Consider the following 13,871-nt stretch of genomic DNA (forward strand, 5'->3'; position numbering starts at 1 on the left):
CGCCCGGGGCCCGTCCGGCCCGTCCGGCCCGCCCGGCTCAGACGATGTCGTCCACCGGTGGCAGCTGTCCGGACCGGGCGGCCCTGCCGTACCACAGGGCGCTGGACTTGGGGGTCCGGGCGAGCGTCGCGTAGTCCACGTGGACCGCGCCGAACCGCTTGGCGTAGCCGTAGGCCCACTCGAAGTTGTCCAGCAGGGACCACAGGTAGTACCCGCGCACGTCCGCGCCGTCCGCGATCGCCCGGCGCACCGCCGCCAGGTGGCCGTGCAGATAGGCGACGCGCTCCGGGTCGCGCACCCGGCCGTCGTCGTCCACCTTGTCCTCGTAGGCGGCGCCGTTCTCCGTGACGTACAGCGGCACGCCGGGCGCCTCCCGGGTGTAGCGCATGATCAGCTGGTGCAGGCCGTCCGGGTCGACCGTCCAGCCCATGTCGGTGCGCTCGCCCGGGACCTGGTGGAAAACGATGTCGTCGGCGGCCGGCCACGGCGAGGCGGCGCTCGCCCCGTGGGTGTCCGAGCGCGGCCCCTCCGGCGCGGTCTCGACGGAGGAGACCACGGCGGGCGTGTAGTAGTTGAGGCCGAGCGCGTCCAGCGGCCGGCGGATGTCGCGCAGGTCGCCGTCGCGCACGAAGGACCAGTCGGTGAGGGACGAGGTCGCCTCCAGCAGCGTGGCCGGGTAGGCGCCGTGCAGCAGGGGACCGTGGAAGACGCCGTTGGCGAGGTCGTCGATCCGCACCGCCGCCGCCAGGTCCGCCGGGTGCTGCGAGAGCGGCCGGATCACCTGGGAGTTGAGGCTGACGGCGACCGAGCCGCGCGGCGGCAGCACCGAGCGCAGCGCCTGGACGCCCAGTCCGTGCGCCAGGTTCAGGTGGTGGGCGGCGCGCAGCGCGGCCAGGGGCTCGGTGCGGCCGGGGGCGTGGACGCCGGAGCCGTAGCCGAGGAAGGCGCTGCACCAGGGTTCGTTGAGGGTGATCCACTGCTCGACCCGGTCGCCGAGCGCCTCGCCCACGAGGTGCGCGTACTCCGCGAAGCGCAGCGCGGTTTCCCGCTCCGGCCAGCCGCCCGCGTCCTCCAGTTCCTGGGGCAGGTCCCAGTGGTAGAGGGTGACGGCGGGCTTGATGCCGTGCGCGAGCAGTTCGTCCACGAGCCGGCGGTAGAAGTCCAGGCCGACCTGCACGGCGGGGCCCCGGCCGGTGGGCTGCACCCGCGGCCAGGACACCGAGAAGCGGTAGGCCGTCAGGCCCAGCTCGGCCATCAGCGCCACGTCGTCGCGGTAGCGGTGGTAGTGGTCGACCGCGATGTCACCGGTGTCGCCGCCGGCGGTCCTGCCCGGCGTATGGCTGAAGGTGTCCCAGATGGAAGGGGTGCGGCCGTCCTCCCGCACCGCGCCCTCGATCTGGTAGGCGGAGGTCGCGGCGCCCCAGAGGAAGGCGGGCGGGAAGGACACGGTCAACGGTTCGGGCATGGAATCGCTCCCACGAGTCGGGTCCGCCCATTATGCATGGGAGCGCTCCCACGCCAAAAGGGGAACACGCGCCCGTATACGGGCGGAGCCGGACGGGGCGTGGCCGGTCGCCGCGCGCCCGAGGTCCCGCGAGGCGGGCCCGCCGTACCGGCGACCGCCCGGGGCGGGGCCGTCGTACCGGCGACCACCCGGGGCGGGCTGCCCCGCCCCGGATGGCAGGCCGGCTCGCGGGCCTCAGGCCGACTCGCGGACCACCAGTTCCGTCGGCAGGACCACCTCGCGGTGGCCGGTGCCGCGCTGCGCGATCTCGTCCAGTAGCAGGCTCGCCATGGTGCGGCCCATCTCCTCCAGCGGCTGGCGCACGCTGGTCAGCGGGGGATCGATGTGCCGGGCCACGATCGAGTCGTCGAAGCCGACCAGGGCCACGTCGTGCGGCACCCGCCGCCCCGCGGCGCGCAGTTCGAGCACCGCGCCGGAGGCCATCACGTCGGACGCGGCGAACACGGCGTCGAGGTCGGGGCGCCGCTCCAGCAGTTCCCGCATGGCCGCGCGCCCGCCCTCCTCGGTGAAGTCGCCGCTCGCGATCAGATCGTCGGCGACGGCGACCCCGGCGTCCCGCAGCGCCTCCCGGTAGCCGTCGAGCCGGTCCTGCGCCACGTCCATGTCCAGCGGCCCGGTGATGGTGCCGATGGCCCGCCGCCCGGCGGCCAGCAGGTGCCGTACGGCGATCCGGGCGCCGCCGCTGTTGTCCGCGCGGACGTGGCCCAGCGGTTCGCGGTGGCTGCGCCGGCCGGCCAGCACGGTCGGCACCGCCAACTCCTCCAGCCGGTCGGGCAGCGTGTCGTCGCGGTGCACCTCCATCATCAGCACGCCGTCCACCCGTTGCGCCGACAGATACGAGGCGAGCCGCGCGTACTCCTGCGCGTCCCGCGCCATCACCAGCAGCAACTGCATCCCGGCGCCCGCGAGTCCGGCCGAGACGCCCTGGATGATCCCCGAGAAGTACGGCTCGGAGAACAGGCGGGTCTCGGCGTCCGGGACGACCAGGGCGACCGAGTCGGTGCGGCGGGTGACCAGGGAACGGGCGGCGCGGTTGGGGACGTAGCCGAGTTCGGCGATGGCCTGCTCGACGGCGGCCCGGGACCGTTCGCTCACCTTGGGGGAGCCGTTGATCACCCGTGAGACGGTGCCGCGGCCGACCCCGGCCCGCGCGGCCACGGCGTTCAGCGTCGGCCGCCGCACCTCCGCGGCCGTCATGGGCCGGCGCGCCCCGGCCGAGTGCCGGACCTCCGCGGTGTGGAGCGGACTCGGGGCGTTCGCGGACGAGGCCGGGGTCGGTGTGCCGGTGGCCTCGGGCCGGTGCTCGGCGGAGTTCATCGTTCACCTTCCGGCGGTCGGTCGGGGGTCGCCTCATTCTGGCCCAGAAAAAACAGGCCACCGCCCCGGCGTCGCCCACGGTTCGGCGGCCCGGACCGCCGGTTGCTCCGTGACCTGCGTGAATCGCGTACGGGTCCGGCGGATGACGGGCCGATGTCGCCGCCGTTCCAGACACGTTCACGTGACGCGCTGAACACGCTTGCGCAACAACGCCGTTTTCAACTCTTGACACCTGGCCCGGCAAGCACGAGTCTTCCGGACATGCCGCGTGGGAGCGGTCCCACGGAAACGGGGGAGTCTTCTCCCGTGTGGACCGAACCACCCAAGGTCCTTCCCTCTGGCTCGCATGACACACCGTTGACCAGCACCTTTTCATCGCACGACGTGTGCGGTGGGCCGGCCGCTGCTCGATCCGAGAGGGCAGGTCCGCGCCGTCGAACCCCGGCGGTCTGATTCCTGAGGTCTCGTTCCCCACTGGAACAAGGAGTAGTGGAATGCGCATCACCCGTACCGGCGGCGGTCGTGGCCGCAGAGCAGCGGCCGTGACCACGACGGTCCTGACGGCCTCCGCCCTGCTGCTGACCGGCTGCAGCAGCGACGACGGCGACTCGGACGCCTCGGACTCCAACGGGAACATCACCCTCAAAGTGGCCGACTTCGGCCAGTTCGGTTACAAGGAAGCCGGTCTGTTCGACCAGTACCACAAGCTGCACCCGAACATCACGGTCAAGGAAGAGACCACCGCCAACGAGCAGGACTACTACCCCAAGCTCCTCCAGCAGCTGAACTCCGGCAGCGGCCTGGGCGACGTCACGGGCATCGAGGTCGGCCGCATCAAGGAGGTCGTCGACACCCAGGCGGCCAAGTTCACCGACCTGAGCAAGACCATCAACGTGGCCGACTGGGTCTCCTGGAAGGAGAAGCAGGCCACGGCGAGCGACGGCACGGTCATCGGCGCCGGCACCGACATCGGCCCGATGTCGCTGTGCTACCGCAAGGACCTGTTCCAGAAGGCGCACCTGCCCACCGACCGCGAGGCCGTCGCCACGGCCGTCGCCGGCGGCTGGGAGGACTACATCAAGCTCGGTGAGCAGTACAAGAAGAGCGCGCCCGCCGGCACCTTCTTCATGGACTCCGCGAGCGCCATGTACAACGCGGTCGTCAGCTCCTCCGCCCAGCAGTACTACGACGCCGACGGCAAGCCGGTCTACAAGGACAGCGCCTCCGTCAAGCAGGGCTGGGACCTGGCCGCCGAGGCCGCGTCCAAGAAGCTGAGCGGGGGCCTGGCCCAGTTCCAGGACCCGTGGAAGGCGGCGCTGCGCAAGGGCCAGGTCGCCTCCATGGTGTGCCCGGCCTGGATGGCCGCGCAGATCCAGACCTACTCCGGCGACGACTTCAAGGGCAAGTGGGACATCGCCCGCGCGCCCGGCACCACCGCGGCCAACTGGGGCGGCTCCTTCCTGGCCGTGCCCAAGAGCGGCAAGCACGTCAAGGAGGCCACCGAGCTGGTCAAGTGGCTGACCGCGCCCGAGCAGCAGGCCGCCGTGTTCAAGGCCGTCGGCGTCTTCCCGTCCAACAAGGGCGCCTACGACCTGGCGAGCGTGAAGACCGCCAAGCTCCCGTACTTCAGCGACGCGCCCATCGGCCAGATCTACGCCGACGAGGCCAAGTCCATCCCCGAGGCGGTGCTCGGCGCGAAGGACGGCGTCATCAAGGACACGATCTCCACGCAGATCAACAACATGGAGCAGCGCGGCACCAGCCCCGACAAGGCCTGGAAGGACGCGACGGACACCATCGACAAGGCGATCGGCTGACGACCGCCCGGGGTGCGGGCGGCCCCGCCGGCCGCCCGCACCGCGCCCGCGCGCGCGGCCGTACGACGGCCGCCGCGGCGGGCGCGGAGCCGTGTGGCGGCCGGCGCCGCGGACCCGTCCCCGCCTGACCCCGCGAGGTCGGCCGCCCGGCCGGGGCACGTACCCGGTACGGCGGCGGCTGCGGTGCCTCCGTGGCGGAGGCTCCCGGCCGGGTGGTCGCGGGGGAGTCTGGCCGGACGGTCGCGGCGCCTCCGTGGCTGGGGAGTCCGGCCCGGTGGTCGCGGTGCTGTCCTGGCGGGGGCTCCCGGCCCGGTGGTCGCAAGGTCGGGTGCCGCAACGCACCCTGGCTCGGTGGTCGTAGGGCCGTTGGTCTGTCGCGGTGGGCTCCGGTCCGGTGGTCGCGGGACCGGCCGTACGGTCGTGACGCGCCCCGGCCCGGCGGCCGCGGGGCCGCCCACCTCACCCCGCTCCGTACCCTGCCTCCACCCCACCCCCACCCCCGCCCCCGCCCCGCACCCCACCCCGCCTCCGCCCCGCACCCGGCTCAGACCTCCAGGGAAGGACTCCCTCCGTGGCAACGACAACCCCCGCACGGGGCGCCTACACCCCGCCTCCCGGCGGCTCCGGCGCCGCGCCGAACGGGCGCGGCACATGGCGCTCGCGGCTGTGGCGCTTCGACGACAAGGTGTCGCCGTACGCCTACGTCGCCCCCTTCTTCCTCGTCTTCGGCGCCTTCGGGCTCTACCCCCTCCTCTACACCGGCTGGATCGCGCTGCACCGGGTGGAGATGACGAGCCTCGACCAGTCCGAGTGGGTCGGCTTCGACAACTTCACCCGGATCCTCCAGGACTCGGAGTTCTGGACGGCCGTCGCCAACACCTTCGTCATCGGCGTCATCTCCACCGTCCCGCAGCTGCTCGTCGCGCTCGGCCTGGCCCACCTGCTCAACTACCGGCTGCGCGCCAGCACGTTCTGGCGGACCGTCATCCTCACCCCGTACGCCACCTCGGTGGCCACCGCGGCCCTGGTCTTCGCCCTGGTCTTCCGCGCCGACGGCGGCTTCCTCAACTGGGTGCTGCACTTCTTCGGAGCCGGCCACACCGACTGGGGCAACGGGGAGTGGACCTCCAAGATCGCCATCTCGATCATCGTGATCTGGCGCTGGACCGGCTACAACGCCCTGATCTACCTGGCCGCCATGCAGGCCGTGCCGACCGACCTGTACGAGGCCGCCTCCATCGACGGGGCCTCGCGCTGGCAGCAGTTCCGCAAGGTGACCATCCCCTCGCTGCGCCCGACGATCCTGTTCACCATCGTCATCTCGACGATCGGCTCCATGCAGCTGTTCGGCGAGCCGCTGCTGCTCCAGGGCGGCACCCTCGGCTCCGTCGGCGGCAGCGAGCACCAGTACGAGACGCTCAGCATCTACCTCTACAACTACGGCTGGAAGCTCCAGCACCTGGGCCCGGCCGCCGCCGTGGCCTGGGCGATGCTCGTCCTGCTGCTGCTCATCGCCCTGATCAACTGGATCGTCGGCCGGTTCGTGCGCAAGAGCGCGGCCTGACGGGAGCGATATCGATGACCACGACCAGTCCCACCAACACCGCGCCGGAGATCGTGCCGGCGCCGCTCCCCGCCGCCCCGGGCAAGCGCGGCGGCCGCTTCCGGATCGGCGCCGGCCAGCAGCTCAAGGGCGGACCGCTCACCTACGTCGCGCTGATCGTCGTCGGCCTGGGCTCGGTCTTCCCGCTGTACTGGACGCTGGTGGCCGCCTCCAACGACCAGCAGCGCGTCCTGGACAACCCGCCGCCGCTGCTGCCGGGCGGCAAGCTGTGGCACAACCTCCAGGCGGCCTGGGAACAGGCCAACCTGGGCAAGGCGATCGTCAACAGCGTCATCGTGGCCGGCTGCATCACCGCCGCCACACTGTTCTTCTGCACCCTGGCCGGCTACGCCTTCGCCAAGATGCGCTTCCGCGGCCGGGGCGCCCTGATGACCGCCGTGATCGCCACCCTGACCATCCCGCCGCAGCTCAGCGTCGTCCCGCTGTTCATGATGATGTCCGACATCGGCTGGGGCGGGAAGCTGGAGTCGGTGATCTTCCCGACCCTGGTCGGCGCGTTCGGCGTCTTCTTCATGCGGCAGTACCTGCTGGAGGCCCTGCCCTACGAGCTGATCGAGGCGGCCAAGGTCGACGGGGCGAGCAACATCCGCATCGTGTGGAACGTGGTGCTGCCCGCGGCCCGGCCCGCGATGATGGTGCTCGGCATGCTCACCTTCGTGCAGGCGTGGAACGACTTCTTCTGGCCCTTCCTCGCCCTGAACCAGGAGAACCCGACCCTTCAGGTGGCGCTCGGCCAGCTCAGCGCCTCCTACACCCCCGACCAGAGCATCGTCATGGCGGGAGCGCTGATCAGCACGCTGCCGCTGCTGCTGGTCTTCGTCGTCTTCGGCAAGCAGATCGTCGGAGGCATCATGGCGGGCGCGGTCAAGGGCTGACGGCCGCCGCGCGGCGGGGCGGCCGGCCACGGCACGGCCGCCCTCCGCCGCCCCGCTTTCCTCCCCCCTTCCTGCTTCCTCCCCTCGTCCTTCCTCCACGCCACTTTGGGAGCGTTCTCACCATGACCGCCGTACGACCCGAGACCACTGCCCAGTCGGCCCCGGGCGCCTCCGCCACGCCCGCGTCGTCCTCCGGCTCCTTCCCGACGGGCTTCGTCTGGGGCGCCGCCACCGCCGCCTACCAGGTCGAGGGCGCCGCTGCCGAGGACGGCCGCACCCCCTCCATCTGGGACACCTTCAGCCACACCCCCGGCAAGGTCCGCAACGGCGACACCGGCGACATCGCCGCCGACCACTACCACCGCTACCGCGACGACGTGGCGCTGATGAAGGACCTCGGCCTCACGGCGTACCGCTTCTCCGTCTCCTGGTCCCGCGTCCAGCCCACCGGCCGCGGCCCCGCCGTCGAACGCGGCCTGGACTTCTACCGCCGGCTCACCGACGAGCTCCTGGAAGCGGGCATCACCCCCGTCGCCACCCTCTACCACTGGGACCTGCCCCAGGAGCTGGAGGACGCCGGCGGCTGGCCGCAGCGCGACACCGCGGACCGCTTCGCCGACTACGCCGAGCTGGTCGCCCGCGCCCTCGGCGACCGGGTCGGCGTGTGGACCACCCTCAACGAGCCCTGGTGCAGCGCCTTCCTCGGCTACGGCTCCGGCGTGCACGCCCCGGGCCGTACCGACCCGGCGGCCACCCTGCGCGCCGCGCACCACCTCAACCTCGCCCACGGCAAGGCGATCGGCGTGCTGCGCGCGGCGCTGCCCTCCTCCGCGCAGACCTCCCTCACCCTCAACCTGCACCAGGTGCGCCCGCTCACCGGCAGCGCCGAGGACGCCGAGGCCGCCCGCCGCATCGACGCCGTCGGCAACCGGATCTTCACCGGCCCCGTCCTGGACGGCGCCTACCCCGAGGACCTGCTCGCCGACACCGCGCACCTGGTCGACTGGGGACAGCTGGTGCGCGAGGGCGACCTCGCCGAGATCTCCCGCCCCATCGACCTGCTCGGCGTCAACTACTACGCGCCGACCGTCGTCTCGCACCCGGCGGACGGCGCCGGCGCCACCAAGAACGACGGGCACGGCGCGAGCGACCACTCCCCGTGGACCGGCTCCGAGCACGTCGCCTTCCACCTCGCCAACGACGACCTGACCGCGATGAACTGGGCCATCGACGCGAGCGGCCTGCACACCCTGCTGACCGGCCTGGCCGCCTCGCACCCGCGGCAGCCGCTGATGGTCACCGAGAACGGCGCCGCCTTCGACGACTACGTCTCGCCCGAGGGCGTGGTGAACGACCCGCAGCGCATCGCCTACCTGCACGCCCACCTGGACGCGGTGCGGCGGGCCGTCGCCGACGGGGCGGACGTGCGCGGCTACTTCCTGTGGTCCCTGCTGGACAACTTCGAGTGGTCCTACGGCTATTCGAAGCGGTTCGGCGCCGTCTACGTCGACTACGCCACCCAGCGCCGCATCCCCAAGGCCAGCGCCCACTGGTACGCCGACGTGATCCGCGCCAACGCGCTGCCGCCGGGGCGGTGAGCCCCCGCCGAGTCCCCGGCTGAGGCCCGCCGAGGACACCCCGAGGCCCCGCCGAGGACCCGCCGGGGGCGCGTGCCCCCAGCGGGGCGCGCCCCCGCCGGGCGGCGACGGCGACGGGGAGGGGGACGAGTGGCCGCAGGCTGTTACATTCCTGGCCTGAGGGCGGCGAACGGAAGGCGCGACAATGGTCAACGGCGGGCGGAACCGTGGCGGTCGGCGGCCCACCCTGGAGGAGGTCGCCGCCCGGGCCGGTGTGGGCCGCGGCACGGTCTCCCGGGTGATCAACGGCTCGCCCCGGGTCAGCGACGCCACCCGCGCCGCCGTGGAGGCGGCGGTCGCCGAACTCGGCTACGTCCCCAACACCGCGGCCCGCGCCCTGGCCGCCAACCGCACCGACGCCATCGCGCTCGTCGTGCCCGAACCGGAGACGCGGTTCTTCGCCGAGCCGTACTTCTCCGACATGCTGCGCGGTGTGGGCGCCGAACTGGCCGACACCGAGATGCAGTTGCTGCTGACCTTCGCGGGCGGCGACCGCGAACGGCGCCGGCTCGCCCAGTACCTGGCCGCGCACCGGGTGGACGGGGTGCTGCTGGTGTCCGTGCACGCCGACGACCCGCTGCCCGACCTGGTGGCCCAGCTGGAGATCCCGGCCGTGATCAGCGGCCCGCGCTCGGCGGCCGAGACACTGCCCTCGGTGGACTCCGACAACTACGGCGGCGCGCGCTCGGCGGTGGAACACCTGCTGACCGGCGGCCGGCGCCGGATCGCCCACATCACCGGCCACCTGGACGTCTACGGCGCCCAGCGGCGCGTGGACGGCTACCGCGACGCCCTGCGCGAGGCGGGCATCGCGGCGGACGAAACCCTCGTCGAACAGGGCGACTTCACCGAGGAGGGCGGGCGGCGCGCGATGGCGCGGCTGCTGGAGAACGCCCCCGACGTGGACGCGGTGTTCGCCGGCTCGGACGTCACCGCGGCCGGCGCCCGCCAGGTGCTGCGCGAGCGGGGCCGCCGGACGCCCGAGGACGTGGCGCTGGTCGGCTACGACGACTCGGCCATCGCCCGGCACATGGACCCGCCGCTGACCAGCGTCCGCCAGCCCATCGAGGAGATGGGCCGGGCCATGATCGACCTGCTCCTGACGGAGATCGCCGACCGCCGCCTGCCGGGCGGCCCCGGCCGCGTACCGCACCACGCGGTGCTGCCGGCCGAACTGGTGGTGCGCGCCTCCTCCTAGCCGCGGCGCGCGCTCACCGGCCGGGCGCCGTCCGCCGCCACACCGCCTCCCCGTCCGCCGTCTCACCGGTCGGCGCGAGTCCGGCGGCGCGGGCGACGGCGGCGGAGGCCCGGTGCTCCGGGTGGATGTGCGCGAGGACGGTGGTGACACCCCGCCGCTCCAGCAGCGCGACCAGCCCGCGCGCCGCCTCCGCCGCGAACCCGCGCCCCTGCCAGGCGACGCCGATCACCCAGGCGACCTCGGCGACCGCGCCGCCTCCGGTCACCGTGGCCTGCACGGTCCCCACCAGCCGGGGACGCCCCTCGCGCACCCGCAGCACCCAGTTGCACCACAGCACCCCCGGATCCGGCGACCCGCCCACCCACCGCTCGTACCGCTCCCGCAGCTCGGCCGCCCCGAGCGGCGCGCCCCCGATGAACGCGTGCAACGCCGGATCGGCCAGCACCCCGGCCATCTCCCCGGCGTGCCCCGTCTCCAGCGGCACCAGCTCCAGACGAGCGGTGCGAACGACCTCGGCACGCATGCGACTCCTTGACACGGAACGGCTCCCACCTGCTGGGACCCGTACGGAATTCCAGCAGACGAACGGCGGTTGCACGTGCGGAACCCGACCGCGGGGCGGAGTGCGGGAGCCCGCGCGGTCACCCCGACCGAGCCTGGAGCAGTCCCATGACGACCCGATCGTTCCTCTTCCTCCTCGCCGGCGCCCGCGCGGACGGCAACACGGAACTGCTCGCCCGCACCGCGGCGGAGCAGCTGCCCGCCGGCGCCGGACAGCGCTGGCTGGACCTGACGCGGCTGCACCTGCCCGACTTCACCGACGAGCGGCACGCCGCGGACGCGCCGCGCGCGGAGTCGGCCGACGAGACCCTGCTGCGGGAGGCGACGCTCGCGGCCACCGACATAGTGATCGTCTCGCCGCTGTACTGGTACTCCCTGTCCTCCTACGCCAAGCGCTACCTGGACCACTGGTCCCGGTGGCTGCGCACCCCCGACCCCGGCTTCCGGGCGGCGATGGCCGGCGGCACGCTGTGGGGCGTGACGGCGATGGCCCACAGCGAGCCGGAGGTCGCCGCCCCGCTCACCCTCACCCTCCACCACACGGCGGCCTACCTGCGCATGCGCTTCGGCGGCGTCCTCCTGGGCACCGCCTCCAGCCCCGGTCAGATCCGCGCCGACACGGCCGCCCTGACCCGCGCCAAGACCTTCTTCGCGACAGAAGCCCCCCTCGCCCGTTTCCCGTACGAGGAGGAGGCGTAGCCGCGGCGGCTCCGCCCGGCGCCCGGAACGCCGGGCGGACACGACAGAGGGCCGGTCCGTTTTCCACGGACCGGCCCTCTGCCAGACAGGGTGAGTGACGGGACTCGAACCCGCGGCATCCTGGACCACAACCAGGTGCTCTACCAGCTGAGCTACACCCACCATGACCGGAAGCGGTTCACTTGGTCGTTTCCCCGACCGGCCGAGAAAAAGTGTACAGGGTCCGAAGGGGTGCTCGCGCACCAGTTTCGCGGCGCCCCTCCACGGGACCCTCTCAGCCCTGCTGAGCAGGCAGGACGTGCTTGGCGGCGATCGCCTTGGCCGTGTCGGAGTCCGGGCCGGGCGGCGGGACGAAGACCGCCTCGCGGTAGTACCGCAGCTCGGCGATGGACTCGCGGATGTCGGCCAGCGCCCGGTGGTTGCCGTTCTTCTCCGGACTGTTGAAGTACGCCCTCGGGTACCAGCGCCGGGCCAGCTCCTTGATCGAGGAGACGTCGACGATGCGGTAGTGGAGGTAGCCCTCCAGCTCCGTCATGTCGCGCAGCAGGAAGCCGCGGTCGGTGCCGACCGAGTTCCCGCACAGGGGCGCCTTGCCGGGCTCCTTCACGTGCTCGCGGACGTAGGCGAGGACCTGCTCCTCGGCGTCCTTCAGGGTCGTGCCGCCGGGCAGCTCGGCGAGCAGGCCGGAGGCGGTGTGCATCTGGCGCACCACCTCGGGCATCGTCTCCAGCGCGGCGTCCGGCGGGCGGATGACGATGTCGACTCCCTCGCCGAGCACGTTCAACTCGGAGTCGGTGACGAGGGCGGCCACCTCGATGAGAGCGTCGTCGGACAGCGAGAGGCCGGTCATCTCGCAGTCGATCCACACCATGCGATCGTTCATGTGTGCAACCTTACGGCGAGCGGCCCCGGCCCGGCCCCGCCGTGCGGCACCCGGCCCGGGAACGCCGAAGGGGTGGGCGGGCGTCCGAGGACGCCCGCCCACCCCTTCGCTTCGTTCAGCCGCCCGACCGCTGCCCGGGCAGACTCGCCGACAGGGCCGCCGGGGCGCGACGGGCCTGGTGCGGCAGCGGGCCGTCGGAGTGCAGCGCCGACGCCGGCACGGGCCCCGCCGGCTGCGGCACCCCGACCGGTCCGGCCGGCCCGTGGCCGGCGGGCAGACCGGCGCCGTTCGGTCCGGGCAGGCCCGGCCCCATCGGCTCCTCGGCCTCGCCCGGCCGCTCGCCCTGCGGCCGGCGCGCCCGGTAGGCCGCCCGGTAGGCGGCCGGGGACGAGCCCAGCTGCCGCCGGAAGTGGCCGCGCAGCGCCACGGGGGAGCGGAAGCCGCAGCGGCCCGCGACCTCGTCCACCGAGTAGTCCGACGTCTCCAGCAGCCGCTGCGCCTGGAGCACCCGCTGGGTGATCAGCCACTGGAGCGGCGCGCTGCCGGTGAGCGAGCGGAAGCGGCGGTCGAACGTCCGCCGGCTCATGTAGGCGCGTGCCGCCAGCGTCTCCACGTCGAACTGCTCGTGGAGGTGCTCCAGCGCCCAGGCGACGACCTCGGCGAGCGGGTCGGCGCCGATCTCCTCGGGTAAAGACCTGTCGAGGTAGCGCTCCTGGCCGCCGCTGCGGCGCGGCGGGACCACCAGGCGGCGGGCCAGCGCGCCGGCCGCCTCGTTGCCGTGGTCCGAGCGCACGATGTGCAGGCACAGGTCGATCCCGGCCGCGGTGCCCGCCGACGTCAGCACGTCGCCGTCGTCGACGAACAGCTCCCGCGGATCGACGTGCACCGACGGATAGCGTTTGGCCAGCGTCGGCGCGTACATCCAGTGGGTGGTCGCCGGGCGGCCGTCCAGCAGGCCGGCCGCGGCGAGCACGAACGCCCCGGTGCACAGGCCCACGATGCGGGCCCCCTCCTCGTGCGCCCGGCGCAGCGCGTCGAGCGCCTCCGCGGGCGGCGGCGAGGTGATCGAACGCCAGGCCGGCACGACGACCGTGCCCGCCCGCGAGATCGCCTCCAGGCCGTGTGGCGCGGTGAGTTCCAGGCCCCCTGTGGTCCGCAGCGGGCCGTCCTCGCCGGCCGCCACGAGCAGGCGGTAGCGCGGCACTCCGGCGTCCTGGCGGTCGATCCCGAACACCGAAAGCGGTATGGAACTCTCGAAGATGGGGCCGCCGCTGAACAGCAGCACCGCGACGATCTCCTTGCGGCGTCGCCCGGAAAGCTTCCGGGCCGCGGCGTCCGGCGCGGCAGTGGAGTCGTGGCTCATACTGCTAAGCCCCCCTCGGTGGTCGCGGCTCCTCGGTTGTGTCGCTCCTGCACGTTTCCCCTCGGTCCTGCACGAGTCCCCCGCCGTAAAGACAGTCAAGATCGAATCTACTGTGTCCTGCCGTGCGCCAGTGGCCAGTTCACCACCCGGCACATTGTCGACATGGCAACTTGGCGTGAAGCATTCGATCACGAAGCGTCGCACTAGCGCGGCGTGCAGGGAAGTGCGCCTCGTCGCGGTGGCCAATCCACGTAGGGTGCGCGGACCCCCCGAGGCCCTTTCCGTGCAGGTCGAACGGGGGTTGGGGGGTACTTCGGACCGGGGATGCGCCACGTCCAGAAGTTGGCTGAAAAGATACGGGCCGGGGTGCGG

The 13,871-nt window shown here is 73.0% G+C and carries 11 protein-coding genes and 1 tRNA gene; 6 read left to right on the forward strand and 6 right to left on the reverse strand.

Annotated features, from left to right (window positions below):
- Window positions 1-37 precede the first annotated feature (37 nt).
- Both ABEB07_RS03150 and ABEB07_RS03155 read right to left on the reverse strand, forming a co-directional pair.
- The gene (locus ABEB07_RS03150; RefSeq protein ID WP_176149080.1) at window positions 38-1,465 is read right to left on the reverse strand and encodes a GH1 family beta-glucosidase; all 1,428 of its coding nucleotides are present in this window, start codon (window positions 1,463-1,465) and stop codon (window positions 38-40) included.
- A gap of 234 nt (window positions 1,466-1,699) precedes the next feature.
- Window positions 1,700-2,722, reverse strand: a complete 1,023-nt coding sequence (locus ABEB07_RS03155) for a LacI family DNA-binding transcriptional regulator (protein ID WP_345666930.1) — start codon at window positions 2,720-2,722, stop codon at window positions 1,700-1,702.
- Between the two features lie 614 nt (window positions 2,723-3,336).
- On the opposite strand from ABEB07_RS03155, the gene ABEB07_RS03160 reads away from it, so the two are divergent.
- The 5 genes from ABEB07_RS03160 to ABEB07_RS03180 all read left to right on the forward strand — a co-directional run bounded on the left by ABEB07_RS03160 (window position 3,337) and on the right by ABEB07_RS03180 (window position 9,993).
- On the forward strand, window positions 3,337-4,659 hold the full coding sequence (locus tag ABEB07_RS03160; RefSeq protein WP_176149079.1) for an ABC transporter substrate-binding protein: 1,323 nt from the start codon (window positions 3,337-3,339) through the stop codon (window positions 4,657-4,659).
- A 571-nt stretch (window positions 4,660-5,230) separates the two neighbouring features.
- Window positions 5,231-6,223, forward strand: a complete 993-nt coding sequence (locus tag ABEB07_RS03165) for a carbohydrate ABC transporter permease (protein ID WP_176149078.1) — start codon at window positions 5,231-5,233, stop codon at window positions 6,221-6,223.
- A 14-nt stretch (window positions 6,224-6,237) separates the two neighbouring features.
- Window positions 6,238-7,158, forward strand: coding sequence for a carbohydrate ABC transporter permease (locus ABEB07_RS03170; RefSeq protein WP_176149077.1), 921 nt, complete (start codon window positions 6,238-6,240; stop codon window positions 7,156-7,158).
- Between the two features lie 122 nt (window positions 7,159-7,280).
- On the forward strand, window positions 7,281-8,756 hold the full coding sequence (locus tag ABEB07_RS03175) for a GH1 family beta-glucosidase (protein ID WP_164586102.1): 1,476 nt from the start codon (window positions 7,281-7,283) through the stop codon (window positions 8,754-8,756).
- 184 nt (window positions 8,757-8,940) lie between these two features.
- Window positions 8,941-9,993: a LacI family DNA-binding transcriptional regulator gene (locus ABEB07_RS03180; RefSeq protein WP_345666912.1), complete on the forward strand. Its 1,053-nt coding sequence runs from the start codon at window positions 8,941-8,943 to the stop codon at window positions 9,991-9,993.
- Window positions 9,994-10,006: 13 nt separating this feature from the next.
- Here ABEB07_RS03180 and ABEB07_RS03185 read toward each other — a convergent pair whose 3' ends face one another.
- Complete coding sequence (locus ABEB07_RS03185; protein WP_345666913.1) at window positions 10,007-10,516, reverse strand: GNAT family N-acetyltransferase; 510 nt, start codon at window positions 10,514-10,516, stop codon at window positions 10,007-10,009.
- Window positions 10,517-10,662: 146 nt separating this feature from the next.
- On the opposite strand from ABEB07_RS03185, the gene ABEB07_RS03190 reads away from it, so the two are divergent.
- Window positions 10,663-11,253, forward strand: coding sequence for a flavodoxin family protein (locus ABEB07_RS03190; protein ID WP_345666914.1), 591 nt, complete (start codon window positions 10,663-10,665; stop codon window positions 11,251-11,253).
- A gap of 89 nt (window positions 11,254-11,342) precedes the next feature.
- On the opposite strand, the gene ABEB07_RS03195 is transcribed toward ABEB07_RS03190, so the two are convergent.
- The 3 genes from ABEB07_RS03195 to ABEB07_RS03205 form a co-directional block, all read right to left on the reverse strand.
- A tRNA-His gene (locus ABEB07_RS03195) sits at window positions 11,343-11,415 on the reverse strand.
- Window positions 11,416-11,527: 112 nt separating this feature from the next.
- Window positions 11,528-12,136, reverse strand: a complete 609-nt coding sequence (orn, locus tag ABEB07_RS03200) for an oligoribonuclease (protein WP_176149072.1) — start codon at window positions 12,134-12,136, stop codon at window positions 11,528-11,530.
- 115 nt (window positions 12,137-12,251) lie between these two features.
- The gene (locus tag ABEB07_RS03205; RefSeq protein WP_176149071.1) at window positions 12,252-13,499 is read right to left on the reverse strand and encodes a helix-turn-helix domain-containing protein; all 1,248 of its coding nucleotides are present in this window, start codon (window positions 13,497-13,499) and stop codon (window positions 12,252-12,254) included.
- Between the last annotated feature and the right edge of the window lie 372 nt (window positions 13,500-13,871).

This window comes from Streptomyces similanensis, assembly GCF_039543625.1.
GTDB classification, from domain to species: domain Bacteria; phylum Actinomycetota; class Actinomycetes; order Streptomycetales; family Streptomycetaceae; genus Streptomyces; species Streptomyces similanensis.

What these genes read in the sequence shown, in the direction of transcription:
- ABEB07_RS03150 (WP_176149080.1), bottom strand. Translation starts at nt 1,465, where the DNA reads ATGCCCGAACCGTTGACCGTGTCCTTCCCGCCCGCCTTCCTCTGGGGC.
- ABEB07_RS03155 (WP_345666930.1), bottom strand. Translation starts at nt 2,722, where the DNA reads ATGACGGCCGCGGAGGTGCGGCGGCCGACGCTGAACGCCGTGGCCGCG.
- ABEB07_RS03160 (WP_176149079.1), top strand. Translation starts at nt 3,337, where the DNA reads ATGCGCATCACCCGTACCGGCGGCGGTCGTGGCCGCAGAGCAGCGGCC.
- ABEB07_RS03170 (WP_176149077.1), top strand. Translation starts at nt 6,238, where the DNA reads ATGACCACGACCAGTCCCACCAACACCGCGCCGGAGATCGTGCCGGCG.
- ABEB07_RS03175 (WP_164586102.1), top strand. Translation starts at nt 7,281, where the DNA reads ATGACCGCCGTACGACCCGAGACCACTGCCCAGTCGGCCCCGGGCGCC.
- ABEB07_RS03180 (WP_345666912.1), top strand. Translation starts at nt 8,941, where the DNA reads ATGGTCAACGGCGGGCGGAACCGTGGCGGTCGGCGGCCCACCCTGGAG.
- ABEB07_RS03185 (WP_345666913.1), bottom strand. Translation starts at nt 10,516, where the DNA reads ATGCGTGCCGAGGTCGTTCGCACCGCTCGTCTGGAGCTGGTGCCGCTG.
- ABEB07_RS03190 (WP_345666914.1), top strand. Translation starts at nt 10,663, where the DNA reads ATGACGACCCGATCGTTCCTCTTCCTCCTCGCCGGCGCCCGCGCGGAC.
- orn (WP_176149072.1), bottom strand. Translation starts at nt 12,136, where the DNA reads ATGAACGATCGCATGGTGTGGATCGACTGCGAGATGACCGGCCTCTCG.
- ABEB07_RS03205 (WP_176149071.1), bottom strand. Translation starts at nt 13,499, where the DNA reads ATGAGCCACGACTCCACTGCCGCGCCGGACGCCGCGGCCCGGAAGCTT.